The following is a 16,645-nucleotide window of genomic DNA, read 5'->3' as shown; positions in this document are numbered from 1 at the left end:
TTTGCCAAATCGATACTAATTGTTGTAACTTTCATGGGTGGACACCTCGTTTGAGATTATTGAACACATCACTTCAATAATGGCGCATTACGACGCCGTGTAAAGCGAGGTGTCCATCCCATCATCCCTGGGGGCTTGGATGCCGCATCCCTGCGGCATACACCCGCATCAGGCGGCACCACCCCCGGAATACGATTCCACGCCCCTCGCACTAACGCGTCAGGGCCAATTGCTCCCTATCCATGGCAGGCTCGATGGGTTCACGGCGTCCCTCAATAAGCCTGCGCCCCCGGAACTAAAGATTCCCCCCCCCAGAACTAAAGATTCCCCAAGCCAGCCGCATTTGCTTTCAGTGCTCAGAATTACTATCCTGTTGGTAAGCTTATACAAAAACTTACAAAAACAAGGACAACCCTCACATGAGCAACAGTGATCCTTCGCATGATCCAATGAAGCCAGATGGTGAAGTTAATCCGATAAATACGGATTATAAAGTTGGCCAAGATAATCTCGTTTTTAAACTCGGTCCGTTCGGGCTCGATATCCACAACCGCGTATTCTTAATTTCCGGAATCGCGGTTATTTTATTTGTGGCATTAACCCTAGCGTTTCCAGGGCAGGCCGAACCTATCTTTTCAAATACACGTGATTGGCTCACCGCCAATTTAGATTGGTTCTTTATTATTGCCGCAAACATTTTTGTAGTACTTTGCTTTGCACTTATCTTCTCCCCCCTAGGCCGAGTGAGAATCGGTGGCACCGAAGCCAGCCCTGATTTCTCCTATCTAGGGTGGTTCTCCATGCTATTTGCGGCCGGCATGGGTATCGGCCTCATGTTCTATGGTGTTTCCGAACCACTTTCTCATTTCACCGCTGCTTACGGTGGCACAGAAATGGGCGATGCGGGCCGTGTTGATTGGGCACCGCTGGGCGGCGCTGAAGGCGATGCCGAAGCCGCACGCAGATTAGGTATGGCCGCCACTATTTATCACTGGGCGCTCCACCCGTGGGCCATTTATGCAGTGCTCGCATTGGGTTTAGCCTTATTCTCGTTCAACAAAGGTTTGCCGCTTACCGTGCGTTCAATCTTTTATCCGTTACTTGGTGAGCGCGTTTGGGGCTGGCCTGGGCATTTAATTGATATTCTAGCTATTCTTGCCACCCTATTTGGCCTCGCCACATCGCTGGGCCTCGGTGCTTCGCAAGCAGCAGCGGGTTTAAGTACGCTATTTGGCACGCCGGAAGGGGTTACCATGGAGGTAGTGCTGGTTATCGCCATCACCCTCATTGCCCTGGTATCCGTGGTAGCTGGGCTAGAAGCTGGAGTTAAACGCCTCTCGCAAATTAACATGACACTGGCAGCGCTGTTGATGCTGTTCGTCATTATTGTGGGCCCTACTCTGGGCATTATTACCGGTTTCTTTGCTAACTTGGGTGCTTACTTGCAGCATTTACCGGCACTCGCTAACCCAATTGGCCGGGAAGATTCTAACTTCTCCCAAGGCTGGACAGCCTTTTATTGGGCTTGGTGGATTTCCTGGTCACCGTTCGTAGGTATGTTTATCGCCCGCGTATCTCGTGGTCGTACGGTGCGTGAATTCCTAACCGCGGTATTGCTCATTCCATCAGTAGCCTGTGTGCTGTGGATGACAGTGTTCGGTGGCACAGCCATCACCCAATACTTAGGTGGTTATCAAGATGCCGCTAACGCCGAGCTACCATTGCAATTGTTTGCCATGTTAGATGCACTGCCAATTGCCCAAATTACCTCGTTTATCGGTATCGTGTTGGTTATTGTTTTCTTCGTAACCTCCTCTGATTCCGGCTCACTCGTGATCGATACTATCTCAGCGGGTGGTAAAGTGAACGCGCCAACACCGCAGCGTGTGTTCTGGTGTACCTTTGAAGGTTTGGTGGCCATTGCGCTAATTCTCGGAGGCGGACTAATTGCCTTGCAAGCGATGTCGGTTTCGACAGGCTTACCTTTCACCCTCGTGCTCTTGGTGGGCTGTATCTCCTTGGTGAAAGGCTTAATGAGCGAACCCCGTTCGGGTTAGCTCATTAGGAGCTTGAATGGAAGCTGAACACATTGAAATACTCGAGTTCATTAAGCGCTATCCGCCCTTCAACGAGCTCCCCGATGAGGAGCTCGAGCGGTTAGCGCAAGCGGCTGAAGTTGGCTATTTCAAAGCCGATAGCAAGATTCTTGAGTACAATCAAATCATCAATGACCTACATGTCATTCGTAGCGGTGTGGTGGAAGTTTATCGCCACACCGGCGATTTACATAACCGCCTTAGCGATGGCGGTTTCTTTGGGGAAGCTGGGCTATTGCGCACCGGTAAAGTGCGTTTCCCAGTAACCGCCATTGAAGATACCCTCATTTATTTTATCCCCGGCACTCAATTTAATCGGCTCTATGATGAGTACGAAGCCTTTGCCGATGCGGTAGAAATTGAAGATCGGGAGCGCTTAAACCGAGCGGTTACCAGCCGCGAAGGCGCAAATGATTTAATGACGGTGCCCATAGCTAATTTACTCAGCCGAGCACCGGTTAGCATTAGCGAAAACGCTACCATTCGTGAAGCCGCAGAAAAAATGACAAGCGATGAAGTGTCCTCGTTGTTAATTGTAGCGGAGGCCGATGCGCCCAGTTCTGAAGCCACTGCCACCACTGAGCAAGGTAGTGAAGCCCTTTCAGGCACTGCCGCCAATTCATCGATTGAAACGCCAAATATTGGCACCCCGATTGGCATTATCACCGATAAAGATCTGCGCAAACGGGTGTTAGCCGTGGGGTTAAGCGAGCAAACGCCAGTGCATGAAGTGATGTCCACCGATCTGGTATTTGTGCAGCATAACCAACATGTGTTCGAAGCCATGCTGATTATGCTCCGCTGTAACTTGCATCATTTGCCGGTGTTGAAAAAAGATAAAACCGTAGGGGTGCTCTCGCTATCCGATGTAGTGCGGCACGAATCGAAAAGCAGTTTATTCGTCGTGAGCAGTATTTTCCGGCAAAATTCTATCGAGGAACTCGCCACCTTGGTAAATGATGTGCAAGCAAGCTTTGTACGCATGGTGGCTGAAGATGCAAATTCACGCATGATAGGCTCGGCCATGGCCGTTATTGGCCGAAGCTTCAAACAACGCTTGTTAGAACTCGGTGAAGAAAAGTTTGGGCCGCCACCGGTGCCCTATTGTTTTCTGGCGCTCGGTTCAATGGCACGCGATGAACAATCCATTGTTACCGACCAAGATAATGCAATGGTTTTGGATAATAGTTTTGACCCAGAAAAACATGATGAATATTTCCGCCAACTCGCCCAATTTGTAAGTGATGGCCTCGATGCCTGCGGCTATACCTATTGCACCGGTTATATCATGGCAACGAACCCGCAATGGCGGCAACCACTGAAAGTATGGCAAAAATATTTTACCGATTGGATCGATGAACCAACGCCGGAAAGCTTATTGCATGCTTCAATTTTCTTTGATCTTGATGGTGTTTGGGGCAAACTCGAATTTGCAAATGTACTGAATAAGCTTATCCAGCGCCGCGCCCAGCGCAGTAATCGTTTCCTAGCCTGCATGGCCCGAAATGCGCTAAATCGCACGCCACCACTGGGTTTTTTCAAAGATTTCGTAATGGAAAAAGATGGTAAGCACAACAATTCCATCAACACAAAACGCCGCGGCACGGCACCCGTAGCCGATCTTATTCGCGTGCATTCATTAGCCATTGGTTCGTTAGCGCGCAACTCGTTTGCTCGCTTAGAAGATATTACCGAAGCCGGCATTTTACCGCCCGGCCGCGGCCCCGATCTCCGCGATGCCCTCGAGTTTATTTCCATGGTGCGTATTCGCCATCAAGCCCTTGCTTTGCAACAAGGCGAGAAGCCCGATAACAATGTAGCGCCCAGTGATTTATCGGATTTTGAGCGTAAAAATCTAAAAGATGCATTTCAAATTCTAAGTAGCGCTCAACGCTTCATGCGTTTTCGCTATCCAAATGGCTAAGCCGAGGCAACTATGTTTTATTTAGGCAGTGGCCAAAATGCCAACACACCCTCGGAACCGAATAACCTTAAAGGTACCGGTAAAATACCTACGCCGCCCGGAAATGATTGGCAAACGCGCTTTCTCGAGTTAGCGGAAACCGCTGAAGATCCACGCTTAAAACGTTTTTACCAGGCCGGTATCGATGCTGGCATTACTGATCCAACAACGAAGCTGAGCGATGTGCCACTACTTTCCATCGATTTCGAAACCACAGGTTTTGATCCGAAGAAGCATGGCATTGTGAGTATTGGCAGTATCCCCTTTAACCTCAAACGCATATTCAATCAACAAGCCAAGCATTGGTTGGCAAAGCCTAGGCGTTCGCTCAACACCGAATCCATTGTGGTGCACGGCATTACCCACTCGCAAATTCAGCAAGCGCCCGATTTGTTGGATATTCTGGATGATTTATTCGAGGTAATTTCCGGCCATTTATTGGTTGTGCACTACCGCGGTATTGAGCGGCCGTTTTTAGATGTAGCCCTGCGGGAGCGCATTGGCGAAGGCATTCAGTTTCCAGTTATCGATACCATGCAGCTTGAGGCGCGTATGCATCGGGTGAAGCCACTGAGCCTGTGGCAACGCATGCTTGGCAAAAAAGAAACCTCGATTCGCCTTGCCGATAGCCGCAGCCGCTATAACCTGCCGTGGTATCACCCCCATGATGCCGTTACCGATGCCCTCGCCACCGCCGAGCTGCTGCAAGCGCAAATCGCCTACCATTACGCTGAAGAAACCACCCTAGCCGATGTCTGGTGCTAAGATTGAAGGCTAAGAAGACGGGGTCGTTGTCGTGAAGCTCTGTCCCCTTCGAAGGGGACAGAGCTTCACGACAACGACCCCAACCTCTTCGGCACCTACCTCTTTCTTAGCGTTTCGCTTTAGCGGCAATAATCGCCTGAGTTTCTGGGCTTGCGAGCACTTGCAAGAAATCCACCAACTCGCGTTGAATCCGATCATTAATAGGCTCGGGAGCCGCTTTCATCAAACGCTTACTAATACGCAGCGATTGCACCGGCTTTTGCGCTAACCGTGCCGCCACATCCGCCACAGTAGATTCTAGCTCAGCCGCAGGCACTACCTTATTTACGATATTCAATTCATAGGCCTTAGCCGCATCAAATTGCTCGGCTAACAACAACAATTCAGCCGCTTTCAAATGCCCACACAAAGCCGGAATCAATTGGCTCGAACCCGCTTCAGGCACCAAGCCCATATCCACAAACGGCATAACAAACTGCGTGCCCTCGGCGGCGTACACCAAATCACAATGTAACAATAACGTAGTACCAATACCCACGGCAGCGCCTTGCACCGCCGCTACCACGGTAACATTTACCGAAGATATCGTTGCCAAAAACTGAAACACCGGCGAATCGGGCTTTAACTCACCATGCTTTAGAAAATCGCCTAAATCATTACCTGCGCAAAATAAATCACCTTCACCCGAAAACACCACTGCGGCAATATCATCGCGCTCATCCGCTTGCTTTAATGCCGTTGTCATTGCCGCATACATATCTTGCGTTAATGCATTGCGCTTAGCAGGTCGATTCAAGTGAATACGTACCACATTATTTTCTTCGGAAACCGTTACAAAATTGCTCATTATTTATCCCATTGTTGCATTTCAATACGCCTAACATAACACTGGTCAGGCCAGAATGGTAGCTACCGAGGGTGTCTTCGAGCCGGCCGCATACAAGGTAAACCAAATCAGCCACTCAAAACAAAATGTTACATTTTCGTAGTGTTCAAAGTGCCAGTTTTTCGTTACTCTAGGCACCATATTTATTACATCTTGGAGTTATACAATGCAGCGCTCAAGCACACTGCAAAAAATAAGCATGGCTATGCTTCTTAGCCTCTCTTTCATTCTCGGCACCGCTGCTCTTAGCGCAAGCGCACACAGCAATGAAATACCCCTCGAGAATTTTTTCAAACATGCGGAATTTGGTGATGCCGCCATTTCACCTACCGGCAAATACTTAGCCGTTACCGTACCCAGCGGCGAACAACGAAATCTAGCCGTTTTAGATATTAGCGATCCAGCCGCCATGTCAGTGAGCGCCGCATTCCAAATGCGCGGTGAAGAAAGCCCTATCAATGTGCGCTGGGTAAACGATGAACGCCTTATTTTTACCAGTGTTATTCAAGCCGGTGCGCTCGAACAGCCGCAAGGCACTGGCCGCATTTACGCCATCAACGCCGATGGTAGCAACAAGCGCCAACTCTACGGTACGCAACCCGGCAGCTTTGTATTTCGCTTCATGGAAATTATTAGCCTCTTACCCGAAGAGCCCGATTATATTTTGATACAAAGTTGGGCACACGATCGGCCACAGCCGATCGTAGAACGCCTCAATGTTGATAACGCACGGCTCAACCGAGTAGCCACATCGCCACTTAACCGCGGCTTTGTAATGGCCGATCAAAACAATATCGTTCGGTTCGCCATGGGTACCAACGATGATATGAAACCTGAATTCTCTTGGCGCCCTAGCGAAGATGCCGAGTGGCGTAACTTTAGCAACGAAATTAGCGAGCACCTTTCGCCAATCGGTTTCGATACCAGCGGTGAATATGTGTATATGCGCTCGCGCGACAACGAGCATTTAGGCTTATACCAAATTAAACTTGCAACCGGTGAGTTCGAGCCTTTAGTGCCTAGTGAAAACGTAGAGGTGGATGGTATCAAGCTTGATGCCTCTGGGAACCGCGTAATTGCCGTGCGCTATCATGATGGTATTCCGCAATGGCACAGCATCGAAAACGAAGCCAAAGAAATCGTTTGGTTACGCCAACTCGAGGAAATGTTCGCCGGTAATTCAGTAACCATCAACAACTGGACACGCGATGGCAAACGGGCCATGGTTACAATTTCCAGTGATGTAGCACCGCCAGAGTTCTTTGTGCTTGATACCGAAACACCTGCACTCCGTTTCTTAGCGGCTGCTCGCCCGTGGATCGACCCGGCCACCATGCAACCAATGCAGCCAATATCGTTCGAAACACGCGATGGTATTACGCTACACGGATACAAAACCCTACCGCGTGGCTATACCGACGGCGATGCGGTGCCATTCGTAGTGTTCATCCACGGTGGCCCTCACGGACCTCGCGATCGCTGGGGTTTTGATGGTTTCGTACAGGCCTTTGCGCACCATGGTTTTGGTGTACTGCAAATAAACTTCCGCGGCAGTGGCGGCTACGGCGTTGAATTCGAACGTTCAGGCTATGGTGAATGGGGCGCGAAGATGCAAGACGACATCACCGATGGCACCCACTGGCTGATTGATGAAGGCTACGCCAAAGAAGATTCTGTTTGTATCGCCGGTGCCAGTTATGGCGGTTACTCCACCCTTTCCGGCATTGTTCGTGAGCCTGATCTCTATGCCTGCGCTTGGGCCTTTGTGGGTGTGTATGATCTCGAACTCATCAAAGAAACCGGTGATATACCACAGCAAGTGAGCGGGCAACGTTATCTTGATCGCGTATTAGGCACGGATACCGAAGTGCTAAAAGAGCGTTCGCCTACCAACCACGTTGCGAAAATCAAAACGCCATTGTTTATCTCGCATGGTGCTGAAGATATTCGTGCGCACGTTGATCACTATCATCTTTTGAAAGAACGCTTAGATGAAGCGGGAATTGAATACGAAGAAATGCTCGTTGAAAACGAAGGCCACGGTTTTTACCGTACTGAAAACAACGTAGAAATGATGACACGCGTATTGGCGTTCATGAAAAAGCACACCAGCGCAGAGTAAGTTGTAGCCACCTCTTGGCGTGAAAACAAAAAGAGGTGGCCCCACCAGCCACACCTCGGCACACATTACCCCAACTACGGCTGCTCCCTTCCGGGCCTGACCGGGTTCGCTGGTTCATGTTGCGAGGGGACCGATAGGGCCACCAGCGCGCATTATCGCTGAAACCCAGGCTCAACACAACCGCACCGCCATCGTTTGCTTAAAAGGTGAACACACCCACCCATTTAGCAGCCCGAATATGGCATATTTGCCTACCTGGCTGCGAACACGTTCGCGAACACAGCAGCACAGAAATACACCCATAAAAAAACGCGCCTACCACAGGGGAAAAGCGCGTTTCCTAAATCTATCGGGTTGTTATTTATCTTCGATAAATTCCACAACTTCCAAGCCAAAGCCAGAAAGCGCTGAATATTTCTTCGGCGAACTAAGCAAGCGCATTTTATGCACACCAAGCTCAGCCAAAATTTGCGAACCCACACCCACATTCCGAGATTCACTCGATTGCGTATTACCAACCCGCACTTCACCGCGATCTTCTTGCTCAAAAAAGCGCACTTGATCAATTAAATCATTCGGCGTTTGCTGCTTGCCGAGCAATACAAACACACCGCCTTCTTCGGCAATACGGCGCATCGCTCGATAAAGTGGCCAACTGCGGCGCGAAGCCCGCTCAGTAGCAAGCAAATCATTAAAAGTATCCTGCAAATGCACCCGAACAAGTGTTGGCTCATCGCCGTTCACTTCACCGCTTACCAAAGCAAAATGCACTTGGCCATCCACAGTATCTTGGAAGGTTACCAAATCAAACTCACCATAAGCGGTAGGCAATTTACACTGTGCCACCCGGTGCACCGTATGTTCTTTTACCGAGCGATATTCGATTAAATCGGCAATAGTGCCCATTTTAATATCATGCTCAGCCGCAAATTTTTCCAAATCTGGGCGCCGCGCCATGGTGCCATCTTCATTAAGAATTTCCACAATCACCGAGCTTGCTTCAAAACCCGCTAAACGGGCCAAATCGCAACCTGCTTCAGTGTGCCCGGCCCGATTCAAAACGCCGCCTTGGCGGGCTTTCAATGGGAAAATATGGCCAGGCATTACTAGATCATTTGGTTTTGCATCAGCAGCCACCGCCGCTTGCACCGTACGCGCCCTATCGGCCGCTGAAATACCGGTGGTTACACCCTCAGCCGCTTCAATAGAAACCGTAAAATTGGTTGCATACGGCGAACTGTTTTGGCCAACCATTAACGGCAATTGCAACTGCCGGCATCTATCTTCAGTAAGCGTTAAACAAATCAAACCACGGCCATAGCGCGCCATAAAGTTAATCGCTTCTGGGGTTACACATTCTGCCGCCAGTATCAGATCACCTTCATTTTCGCGATCCTCATCATCCATCAGAATAACCATCTTACCCGCTTTAATATCGGCAATGATTTCTTCTGTTGTGTTCAAACTCGACATCTATGTATCCTCATTTACAACATGGGGTGTGTGCACCAAGGCATTCACGAGCAAACTCAAAGTAAGCCTAAGCGCTTATTAGCGTAAGCCAAACCCTGCAGTTTTCTGCAATACCATTTTCACATCCACACCCACTTGAGTGATCTCACTAAATTCCCAAACCGGAACATTGTCCATCGAAGTGATCTGGCCTAAATGGAACATACCCACGCCATGGTCACCCATTAATTTTGGTGCTGTATACACAATGAGTTCATCCACTAACTCAGCAGTGAGCATCGCCCCGGCCAAGCGTGCACCACCTTCAACCCACACCGTGTGAATATCGCGCTTGGCAAGAAGTTGCAACAAGGCAGTTAAATCTACCCGGCCAGTTACGCCGGTATCCATAATAATTTCTTCAGCGTTTTCCGGCAGTTCCATACCACTTGCTTTGGTACGAATCAGCCAAACTGGGCCGCCATCTTTGAATACGTTGGCACTAGGCTGCACTTCCCCGCGGTGATCAATAATCACTCGCACCGGTTGTCGAATTTGCTGCATACCCGGCTCACCGGGATATTCCACACCATTTGGAAACTCAGTGTGGCGCACGTTCAATGCCGGGTCATCCGCTAAAATAGTACCGGCCCCGGTTAAAATAGCACCGGCTTGCGCGCGGCCTACTTGCACATCACAGCGGGCATCACGTTCAGTAATCCATTTACTTTTGCCATTCGCCAACGCCGTGCGGCCATCTAAGCTCGCCGCCATTTTCAATTGCACAAAAGGCCGCTTCAATTTCTGTTGGGTAAAGAAGCCACGGCTCACCGCGTAAGCTTCGCGCTCTAGCAAACCCATTTCCACTTTAATACCGGCTTTTTTCAAGCGCTTTACGCCAGCACCAGCCACTTTTGGAAACGGATCTTCCATCGCTACCACTACCCGAGCCACATCAGCTTTGATTAAGGCATCCACACAAGGTGGCGTGCGGCCAGTGTGATTACAAGGTTCGAGCGTTACATACGCAGTAGCACCCTTAGCTCGATCACCGGCTTCGGCTAATGCGTTCACTTCCGCATGGGCTTCGCCCGCCCGCAAATGAAAACCCTCACCCACAATTTCGCCCGCCGTATCTGCGGAAAAATCCACAATAACGCAGCCCACATTAGGGTTTGGATGAGTAGTAAAACGGCCTTCCGCTGCAAGTTCCAGCGCCCGTTTCATGAATTGAGTGTCGATTTCAGTAAAGTTATTTTTAGTCATCTAAGCGTGCGATCTCCGCGCCAAAATCACGTATATCCTCAAACGAGCGGTAAACCGACGCAAAGCGAATATAGGCAACTTTATCGAGTTGCTTGAGTTGTTCCATCACCAAACTGCCAATGAGCTTACTGGATACTTCTCGTTCGCCAGTAGCGCGCAGCTTAGATTTGATACGATTAATGGTTTGTTCCATGGCCTCTAAACTTACCGGCCGTTTTTCTAGTGAGCGCAAAAGCCCAGCGCGCAGCTTATCTTCGTTAAAAGGTTCGCGCGCACCATTGCTTTTAATCACTCGGGGCATTACCAATTCAGCGCTTTCAAACGTGGTGAAGCGTTCTTTGCAAGCATTACACTCGCGCCGGCGGCGAACCGACATACCATCGGCTACCAAGCGCGAATCTATCACTTTTGTATCTTGCTCAGCACAGAATGGGCAATGCATAGCGTTTTGTTCCTTTCAGCGCGTATGATCGGGGTTTCCCCTACTCACACACACTAAGCACCTTACCTAATATTACGGCCTACGCTTATTTTGCGTAAACAGGGAAGCGTGCGCACAGCGCTTTCACTTCCTCACGAACGCGCGCTTCCACAGCGCTATCGCTCGAACCATCTTCTTTCACAGCGTTCAACACATCACAAATCCAGTTCGCTACTTGCTCAGCCTCTGCTTCTTTAAAGCCGCGGCGAGTAATTGCCGGCGTACCCAAGCGCAAACCAGAAGTAACAAAAGGCGAACGTGGGTCGTTTGGCACCGAGTTCTTGTTAACGGTAATGAATGAACGGCCAAGCGCTGCATCGGCATCTTTACCGGTGATGTTTTTGTTAATCAAATCCACCAAGAACAAATGGTTTTCCGTGCCGCCAGAAACGATATCGTAGCCCCGCTCTTGCATAACACGCACCATCGCTTTGGCGTTTTTCAGTACTTGCTTTTGATATTCTTTAAACTCAGGCTGCAACGCTTCTTTAAATGCCACCGCTTTTGCTGCAATCACATGCATCAACGGGCCACCTTGGTTGCCTGGGAATACCGAGCTATTCAAGCGTTTGTGTAAATCTGGGTCGTCCTTACCGCTCAAAATCAAACCAGAGCGCGGGCCGGCCAACGTTTTATGCGTGGTAGTAGTGACCACATCGGCAATCGGCACCGGATTCGGATACAAGCCGGCGGCCACTAGGCCTGCCACGTGGGCCATATCTACTAAAAGATAGGCGCCTACTTCGTCGGCGATATCGCGGAATTGCTGCCAATCCACAATGCCTGAGTAGGCTGAGAAACCAGCAATAATCATTTTCGGCTTGTGCTCATGCGCCAGCTCACGAACCTGTTCGTAATGAATTTCACCAGTTTCAGGATGCAAGCCATATTGCACAGCGTTGTAGTTCACGCCAGAAAAGTTCACATGCGAACCATGGGTTAAGTGGCCACCATGAGCCAAGCTCATGCCAAGCACTGTATCACCGGCTTTACACAGCGCCATAAACACTGCGGTGTTGGCTTGCGAACCAGCGTGCGGCTGCACGTTGGCAAACTTGGCACCAAACAATTCTTTGGCACGTTCAATGGCTAAATTTTCCGCGATATCCACATACTCACAACCGCCATAGTAACGCTTGCCCGGATACCCTTCGGCATACTTGTTGGTTAGCTGAGAACCCTGCGCTTCAAGCACGCGCGGGCTGGTATAATTTTCCGATGCAATCAACTCAATGTGTTCTTCTTGGCGAACAACTTCAGCCTGCATGGCTTCCCACAATTCGGGATCAAAACTAGCAATTGTCATCTCAGAACCAGACATGCGTACTCCTAATAAACGATGAAATATCAGCCAAAATTTAATGCCACAGTATACCTTATTCGCCACTTGAATGGTAGCTTGGGGGTGGGAGCCGAACCGCTACTGGCTGGTTCCGTGCGCAGCAGCGAGCAAGCATCGCTTCCACTGATCGCTTTAGGCCACTCCAGAACCGCTCAGGCACATCCATGTGGCGCTATGATCCACGCCATCCATGGCGTGGACATTTCTGGAGCGGCCTAAAGCGATCAGCTCGCGCGCTGCTTACTCACTACTACACACGTTAAACAGCGCCAGTAGCGGTTCAACCCCCACCCCCAAGCTTATCTTTCAATTGCAGCTTTTTTTTCATACCCCACTCACACACCACCAACCGTTTTCCAGCAGATCCCGGTTCAACAACTACATTTTTTGAGTAGAAATACAAAGATCAGCTCTTCTTTGAAAACACGGCAAGTATATTGATGGCAAAGGGAATGACCTGCAGCGCGGCGAGGGCCAGCTGGGAGTGGCCGAGCCACAGGCGCTGTTTGATGTACTTAGCAATGAGCGTTCAACGCGCGAGCTGATGCCCGTAGGCCAACACAGAAATGTCCGCGCCATGGATGGCGCGGATCATAGCGCCACATGGATGTGCTTGAGCGGTTCTGGGTTGGCCTACGGGCATCAGTGGAAGCGTTGAATGCTTATTGCTGAGTGCGGAAACTAGCCTATGGCTCGGCCGCTCCCAGCTGGCCCTCGGAAGCGCTGCAGCTCATTCCCGCCCCCAGCAAGAAAAAGCCGCGGTTTGGGGCCGCGGCTTTGGGGTTATTTTGTCACTTTTTTGTATTTGATGCGGTGAGGGTCCATGGCATCGGAGCCGTAGGTTTTTTTCATGTAATCTACGTATTCCGTGTAGTTGCCCTCGTAGAAGGTAACTTTGCCTTCATCGCGGTAATCCAAGATGTGCGTAGCGATGCGATCTAGGAACCAGCGATCGTGCGAAATCACCATGGCCGCGCCAGGGAACTCCAGCAACGCATCTTCCAATGCCCGCAACGTTTCCACATCCAAATCATTCGTTGGCTCATCGAGCAACAGCAAGTTGCCGCCGGCACGCAAAAGCTTGGCTAAATGCACACGGTTACGCTCACCACCCGATAACTCGCCAATGAATTTTTGCTGATCGTTACCACGGAAGTTAAAGCGGCCCACATATGCACGTGCCTGCACCTCGTAGTTCCCAATCTTCAAAATATCTTGGCCATCAGAAATTTCCTGATACACCGTTTTCTTATCATCCATATCATCGCGGAACTGATCCACCGATGCCAAATGCACAGTTTCACCAATATCAATGGTGCCCGCATCCGGTTGCTCTTTACCGCTAATCATCCGGAACAAGGTTGATTTACCCGCACCGTTCGGGCCGATAATACCCACAATCGCACCTTTTGGCATGCTGAAGGTTAAATCGTCGATAATTACCCGATCACCATAGCTCTTCTTCAAGCCAGTAACATCCAACACCTTATCGCCAAGGCGTGGCCCCGGTGGAATATACAGCTCGTTGGTTTCGTTACGGCTCTGATACTCGCCAGATTGCAGCTCTTCAAAGCGATTAAGCCGCGCTTTACTCTTCGCTTGGCGCCCTTTCGGATTCTGGCGCACCCACTCTAGCTCTTTCTTAATCGATTTCTGCCGCGCCGCTTCGCTACGCTCTTCTTGGGCTAAGCGCGCTTCTTTTTGCTCAAGCCAGCTTGAATAGTTACCTTCCCACGGAATGCCGTAACCTCTATCCAACTCCAGAATCCAGCCAGCCACATTATCCAAGAAATAACGATCGTGAGTAATGGCTACCACAGTGCCTTCATAATCATGTAAGAAGCGCTCTAGCCAAGCTACCGATTCCGCATCCAAGTGGTTAGTTGGCTCATCGAGTAACAACATATCAGGCTTTTCTAACAACAACCGGCACAAGGCTACACGGCGGCGCTCACCACCGGATAAGTGCTCAATAGTGGCATCCCAAGGCGGCAGACGCAGCGCATCAGAAGCACGTTCAAGGGCGTTCTCTAAATTGTGGCCTTCTTTTGCCTGCAAAATAGCTTCCAGCTCACCTTGGCGCTTGGCCAATGCATCAAAATCAGCATCTTCTTCAGCATAGGCCGCATAAATTTGATCCAGCTCGGCCAGCGCATCTTTAATGTCACTCAGCGCTTCTTCCACCGTTTCACGCACGGTTTTATTCGGATCCAGCTGCGGCTCCTGCGGCAAATAACCAATTTTAATACCACTTTGCGGGCGCGCTTCGCCTTCAAACTCGGTATCAACGCCGGCCATAATGCGCAGCAAAGTTGATTTACCCGAACCATTCAGGCCGAGCACACCAATTTTCGCGCCAGGGAAAAAGCTAAGGGAAATATCTTTCAAAATTGTACGCTTCGGCGGCACAACCTTGCTCACCCGCAACATACTATAAATATACTGAGCCATACGCCTCACTGTTCCTTTTAAAAACCAAATCACAGCAATTGTACCACAGCACTCGGGCATTGCATCCTGCTTCCGTGCTGGAACTGTGGGTTTGCTTCCGGGGGCGAGTTGGCCGTGTTCAGAACCGCTCTAGCACATCCATGTGGCGCTGTGATCCGCGCCATCCATGGCGCGGACACTTCTAAACACGGCCAACTCGCCTCCTCACGCAAACCCACAGTTCCTCGAAGTATGCACCACGAATTTTAAAACACATTTTTAACGAGGCATTCGGGTTAGGCGAATTCACAGACAGAGTTAGCGCGAGGGAGATCGTAACCGGCAGGCAGAAGTGTCCACGCCATGGATGGCGTGGATCCACAGCGTCACATGGATGTGCTTGAGCGGTTCTGCATGCCGGTTACGATCTCCCGGAAGCTTACTCTGTCTGTGAATTCGCCCACCCCAAAAAAGCCTCTCTTCACTTGCATGATTCGAACACTAAAAATCCGTACATAGTACGGAACTTGATGCACTGAAGAGATAGTATTATATTTAAGCAATCGTTAACTTAATTCGATTCGATTTTTGCCTCAATATAGGCTCAAATACTAATTGAATAAAATCACTAAAGCAGTGATTTACATATTGAAAGGAGAGCAACGATGTCAGTTGCAACAGATACAACAGGCGCGGCAAGTAAACCCAGTATGCCCGCGCGCATCGAGTTAAAAACCAACGCTAAGGTAAAGGCTGAACTCGAACGAGCGGCCGCTATCAGCGGTATAAGTTTAACTGCCTTTGTAATTCAGCAAGCGGCGGATGCTGCCAAACGAATAGTGAATGAAGCCGATACCGTGCGTTTGAATGAAGAAGCTTGGCAGAAACTAAACGAGGTTATCGATACCCCACCACAACCAACTCAAGCGCTTAAAGATTTAATGAAACTCTAGCGAGTTTTGTTAGTTAACTTTTTTAAACACTTTTTGCAAACACAGGGAATAAATAGTGCAAAATCAAGAAGTGGCAATCACCGCCATCGCGAAAATTCCTAGCAAAGCCGTCGGCACATTAAAACAATTCGATTGCGGTGATAAATTCTTAAACGAATTCGCTCGCAAGCAATTAATAAAAAATGATAAGAAAAACCTACACAAAGGTTTTGTGGCTATCGCAGATGAAAAAGTGGTGGGCTATGTCACCACTAAAGTGTCGTCGTTGGTGAGATCGTTTCTAGGCCAGCCAGGATTGCCAAATTCAGTGCCCGTGCTCAGCCTCGAACAAATTGCAACGGATGTTCGTTACCAACGCTGCAAAATTGGCTCCCGCCTGTTAAATGAAGTATTGCAAGTTACCATCAAAGTATCGCAAGTTACCGGTGTTTACGGGCTACAACTTTGGGCTCACCCCTCCGCTCTAAATTTCTATAACACCCTCGGCTTTAGCGCCCTATCGCAAAAGTAATTCGGCGATCTTCAACTCACACTCATGTTCATACCGATAGAAACCATTCAAAAAGCACTTGAATAAGATATAGATTTACGCGCTTGCGGGAGAGGCGTTTGGGGTGGGTGAATACCTTGTTCAGGGTGTACGGCGTCCCTGAAACGCTCGAGATTGGAGATTGCATTCACGGATAGAGCTAGCGCGAGGAAGCGCGTGTCGAGCGTGCCGAAGTGTCCACGTCAAGGATGGCGTGGAACACAGCGCCACATGGATGATGGGATGGACACCTCGCTTTACACGGCGTCGTAATGCGCCATTATTGAAGTGATGTGTTCAATAATCTCAAACGAGGTGTCCACCCATGAAAGTTACAACAATTAGTATCGATTTGGCAAA

General features: G+C 49.6%; 13 protein-coding genes and 1 other RNA gene. 7 read left to right on the top strand and 7 right to left on the bottom strand.

Translation table 11 applies throughout. The features are described 5' to 3' along the window. Positions 1-419: 419 nt before the first annotated feature. Genes CWE08_RS11735 through CWE08_RS11725 form a run of 3 tightly spaced genes read left to right on the top strand, consistent with a single transcriptional unit; the run spans position 420 to position 4,824 of the window. The gene (locus tag CWE08_RS11735; RefSeq protein ID WP_126768456.1) at positions 420-2,057 is read left to right on the top strand and encodes a BCCT family transporter; all 1,638 of its coding nucleotides are present in this window, start codon (positions 420-422) and stop codon (positions 2,055-2,057) included. Positions 2,058-2,073: 16 nt separating this feature from the next. Next, positions 2,074-4,020: a DUF294 nucleotidyltransferase-like domain-containing protein gene (locus CWE08_RS11730; RefSeq protein WP_126768455.1), complete on the top strand. Its 1,947-nt coding sequence runs from the start codon at positions 2,074-2,076 to the stop codon at positions 4,018-4,020. 12 nt (positions 4,021-4,032) lie between these two features. Further along, positions 4,033-4,824 carry a 3'-5' exonuclease gene (locus CWE08_RS11725; RefSeq protein WP_126768453.1) on the top strand — a complete coding sequence of 264 codons (792 nt, stop codon included), beginning with the start codon at positions 4,033-4,035 and terminating at the stop codon, positions 4,822-4,824. 106 nt (positions 4,825-4,930) lie between these two features. Here the strand turns inward: CWE08_RS11725 and CWE08_RS11720 are convergent, their stop codons facing one another. Beyond that, positions 4,931-5,671 (bottom strand): enoyl-CoA hydratase-related protein, encoded by a 741-nt coding sequence (locus tag CWE08_RS11720; protein WP_126768452.1) that lies wholly within the window; start codon positions 5,669-5,671, stop codon positions 4,931-4,933. A 205-nt stretch (positions 5,672-5,876) separates the two neighbouring features. Here CWE08_RS11720 and CWE08_RS11715 point away from each other — a divergent pair, with 205 nt between their 5' ends. Then, on the top strand, positions 5,877-7,832 hold the full coding sequence (locus CWE08_RS11715; RefSeq protein ID WP_126768451.1) for an alpha/beta hydrolase family protein: 1,956 nt from the start codon (positions 5,877-5,879) through the stop codon (positions 7,830-7,832). A gap of 39 nt (positions 7,833-7,871) precedes the next feature. Here the strand turns inward: CWE08_RS11715 and ffs are convergent. The 5 genes from ffs to glyA form a co-directional block, all read right to left on the bottom strand. Continuing rightward, positions 7,872-7,968: signal recognition particle sRNA small type (ffs, locus tag CWE08_RS11710), an RNA gene on the bottom strand. 221 nt (positions 7,969-8,189) lie between these two features. Continuing rightward, a complete protein-coding gene (gene ribBA / locus CWE08_RS11705) occupies positions 8,190-9,305 on the bottom strand; it encodes a bifunctional 3,4-dihydroxy-2-butanone-4-phosphate synthase/GTP cyclohydrolase II (RefSeq protein WP_126768450.1) in 1,116 nt (371 codons plus the stop codon). A gap of 78 nt (positions 9,306-9,383) precedes the next feature. After that, on the bottom strand, positions 9,384-10,550 hold the full coding sequence (gene ribD / locus CWE08_RS11700) for a bifunctional diaminohydroxyphosphoribosylaminopyrimidine deaminase/5-amino-6-(5-phosphoribosylamino)uracil reductase RibD (RefSeq protein ID WP_126768449.1): 1,167 nt from the start codon (positions 10,548-10,550) through the stop codon (positions 9,384-9,386). Beyond that, positions 10,543-10,992: a transcriptional regulator NrdR gene (nrdR, locus tag CWE08_RS11695; protein WP_007420552.1), complete on the bottom strand. Its 450-nt coding sequence runs from the start codon at positions 10,990-10,992 to the stop codon at positions 10,543-10,545. The genes ribD and nrdR overlap by 8 nt, the downstream gene beginning before the upstream one ends. Before the next feature lie 85 nt (positions 10,993-11,077). Further along, positions 11,078-12,352: a serine hydroxymethyltransferase gene (glyA, locus tag CWE08_RS11690; protein WP_126768448.1), complete on the bottom strand. Its 1,275-nt coding sequence runs from the start codon at positions 12,350-12,352 to the stop codon at positions 11,078-11,080. Positions 12,353-12,857: 505 nt separating this feature from the next. Between glyA and CWE08_RS12175 the strand changes: the two genes are divergently transcribed. After that, positions 12,858-13,031 carry a hypothetical protein gene (locus CWE08_RS12175; protein ID WP_157981258.1) on the top strand — a complete coding sequence of 58 codons (174 nt, stop codon included), beginning with the start codon at positions 12,858-12,860 and terminating at the stop codon, positions 13,029-13,031. A gap of 125 nt (positions 13,032-13,156) precedes the next feature. Here the strand turns inward: CWE08_RS12175 and ettA are convergent, their stop codons facing one another. Further along, positions 13,157-14,824, bottom strand: coding sequence for an energy-dependent translational throttle protein EttA (gene ettA, locus CWE08_RS11685; RefSeq protein WP_126768446.1), 1,668 nt, complete (start codon positions 14,822-14,824; stop codon positions 13,157-13,159). Between the two features lie 644 nt (positions 14,825-15,468). Here ettA and CWE08_RS11680 point away from each other — a divergent pair. Both CWE08_RS11680 and CWE08_RS11675 read left to right on the top strand, forming a co-directional pair. Then, positions 15,469-15,756 carry a type II toxin-antitoxin system TacA family antitoxin gene (locus CWE08_RS11680; protein ID WP_126768445.1) on the top strand — a complete coding sequence of 96 codons (288 nt, stop codon included), beginning with the start codon at positions 15,469-15,471 and terminating at the stop codon, positions 15,754-15,756. 55 nt (positions 15,757-15,811) lie between these two features. Next, on the top strand, positions 15,812-16,267 hold the full coding sequence (locus tag CWE08_RS11675) for a GNAT family N-acetyltransferase (RefSeq protein ID WP_157981257.1): 456 nt from the start codon (positions 15,812-15,814) through the stop codon (positions 16,265-16,267). Positions 16,268-16,645: the final 378 nt, after the last annotated feature.

The organism is Aliidiomarina iranensis, assembly GCF_003987135.1.
In the GTDB taxonomy this organism is placed as follows: domain Bacteria; phylum Pseudomonadota; class Gammaproteobacteria; order Enterobacterales; family Alteromonadaceae; genus Aliidiomarina; species Aliidiomarina iranensis.
The sequence above is the reverse complement of the archived record's forward strand: the minus strand, read 5'-3'. Positions and strand labels throughout refer to the sequence as shown.

What these genes read in the sequence shown, in the direction of transcription:
- CWE08_RS11725 (WP_126768453.1), top strand. Translation starts at nt 4,033, where the DNA reads ATGTTTTATTTAGGCAGTGGCCAAAATGCCAACACACCCTCGGAACCG.
- glyA (WP_126768448.1), bottom strand. Translation starts at nt 12,352, where the DNA reads ATGTCTGGTTCTGAGATGACAATTGCTAGTTTTGATCCCGAATTGTGG.
- ribD (WP_126768449.1), bottom strand. Translation starts at nt 10,550, where the DNA reads ATGACTAAAAATAACTTTACTGAAATCGACACTCAATTCATGAAACGG.
- CWE08_RS11735 (WP_126768456.1), top strand. Translation starts at nt 420, where the DNA reads ATGAGCAACAGTGATCCTTCGCATGATCCAATGAAGCCAGATGGTGAA.
- ettA (WP_126768446.1), bottom strand. Translation starts at nt 14,824, where the DNA reads ATGGCTCAGTATATTTATAGTATGTTGCGGGTGAGCAAGGTTGTGCCG.
- CWE08_RS11730 (WP_126768455.1), top strand. Translation starts at nt 2,074, where the DNA reads ATGGAAGCTGAACACATTGAAATACTCGAGTTCATTAAGCGCTATCCG.
- CWE08_RS11680 (WP_126768445.1), top strand. Translation starts at nt 15,469, where the DNA reads ATGTCAGTTGCAACAGATACAACAGGCGCGGCAAGTAAACCCAGTATG.
- CWE08_RS11720 (WP_126768452.1), bottom strand. Translation starts at nt 5,671, where the DNA reads ATGAGCAATTTTGTAACGGTTTCCGAAGAAAATAATGTGGTACGTATT.
- ribBA (WP_126768450.1), bottom strand. Translation starts at nt 9,305, where the DNA reads ATGTCGAGTTTGAACACAACAGAAGAAATCATTGCCGATATTAAAGCG.
- nrdR (WP_007420552.1), bottom strand. Translation starts at nt 10,992, where the DNA reads ATGCATTGCCCATTCTGTGCTGAGCAAGATACAAAAGTGATAGATTCG.
- CWE08_RS11715 (WP_126768451.1), top strand. Translation starts at nt 5,877, where the DNA reads ATGCAGCGCTCAAGCACACTGCAAAAAATAAGCATGGCTATGCTTCTT.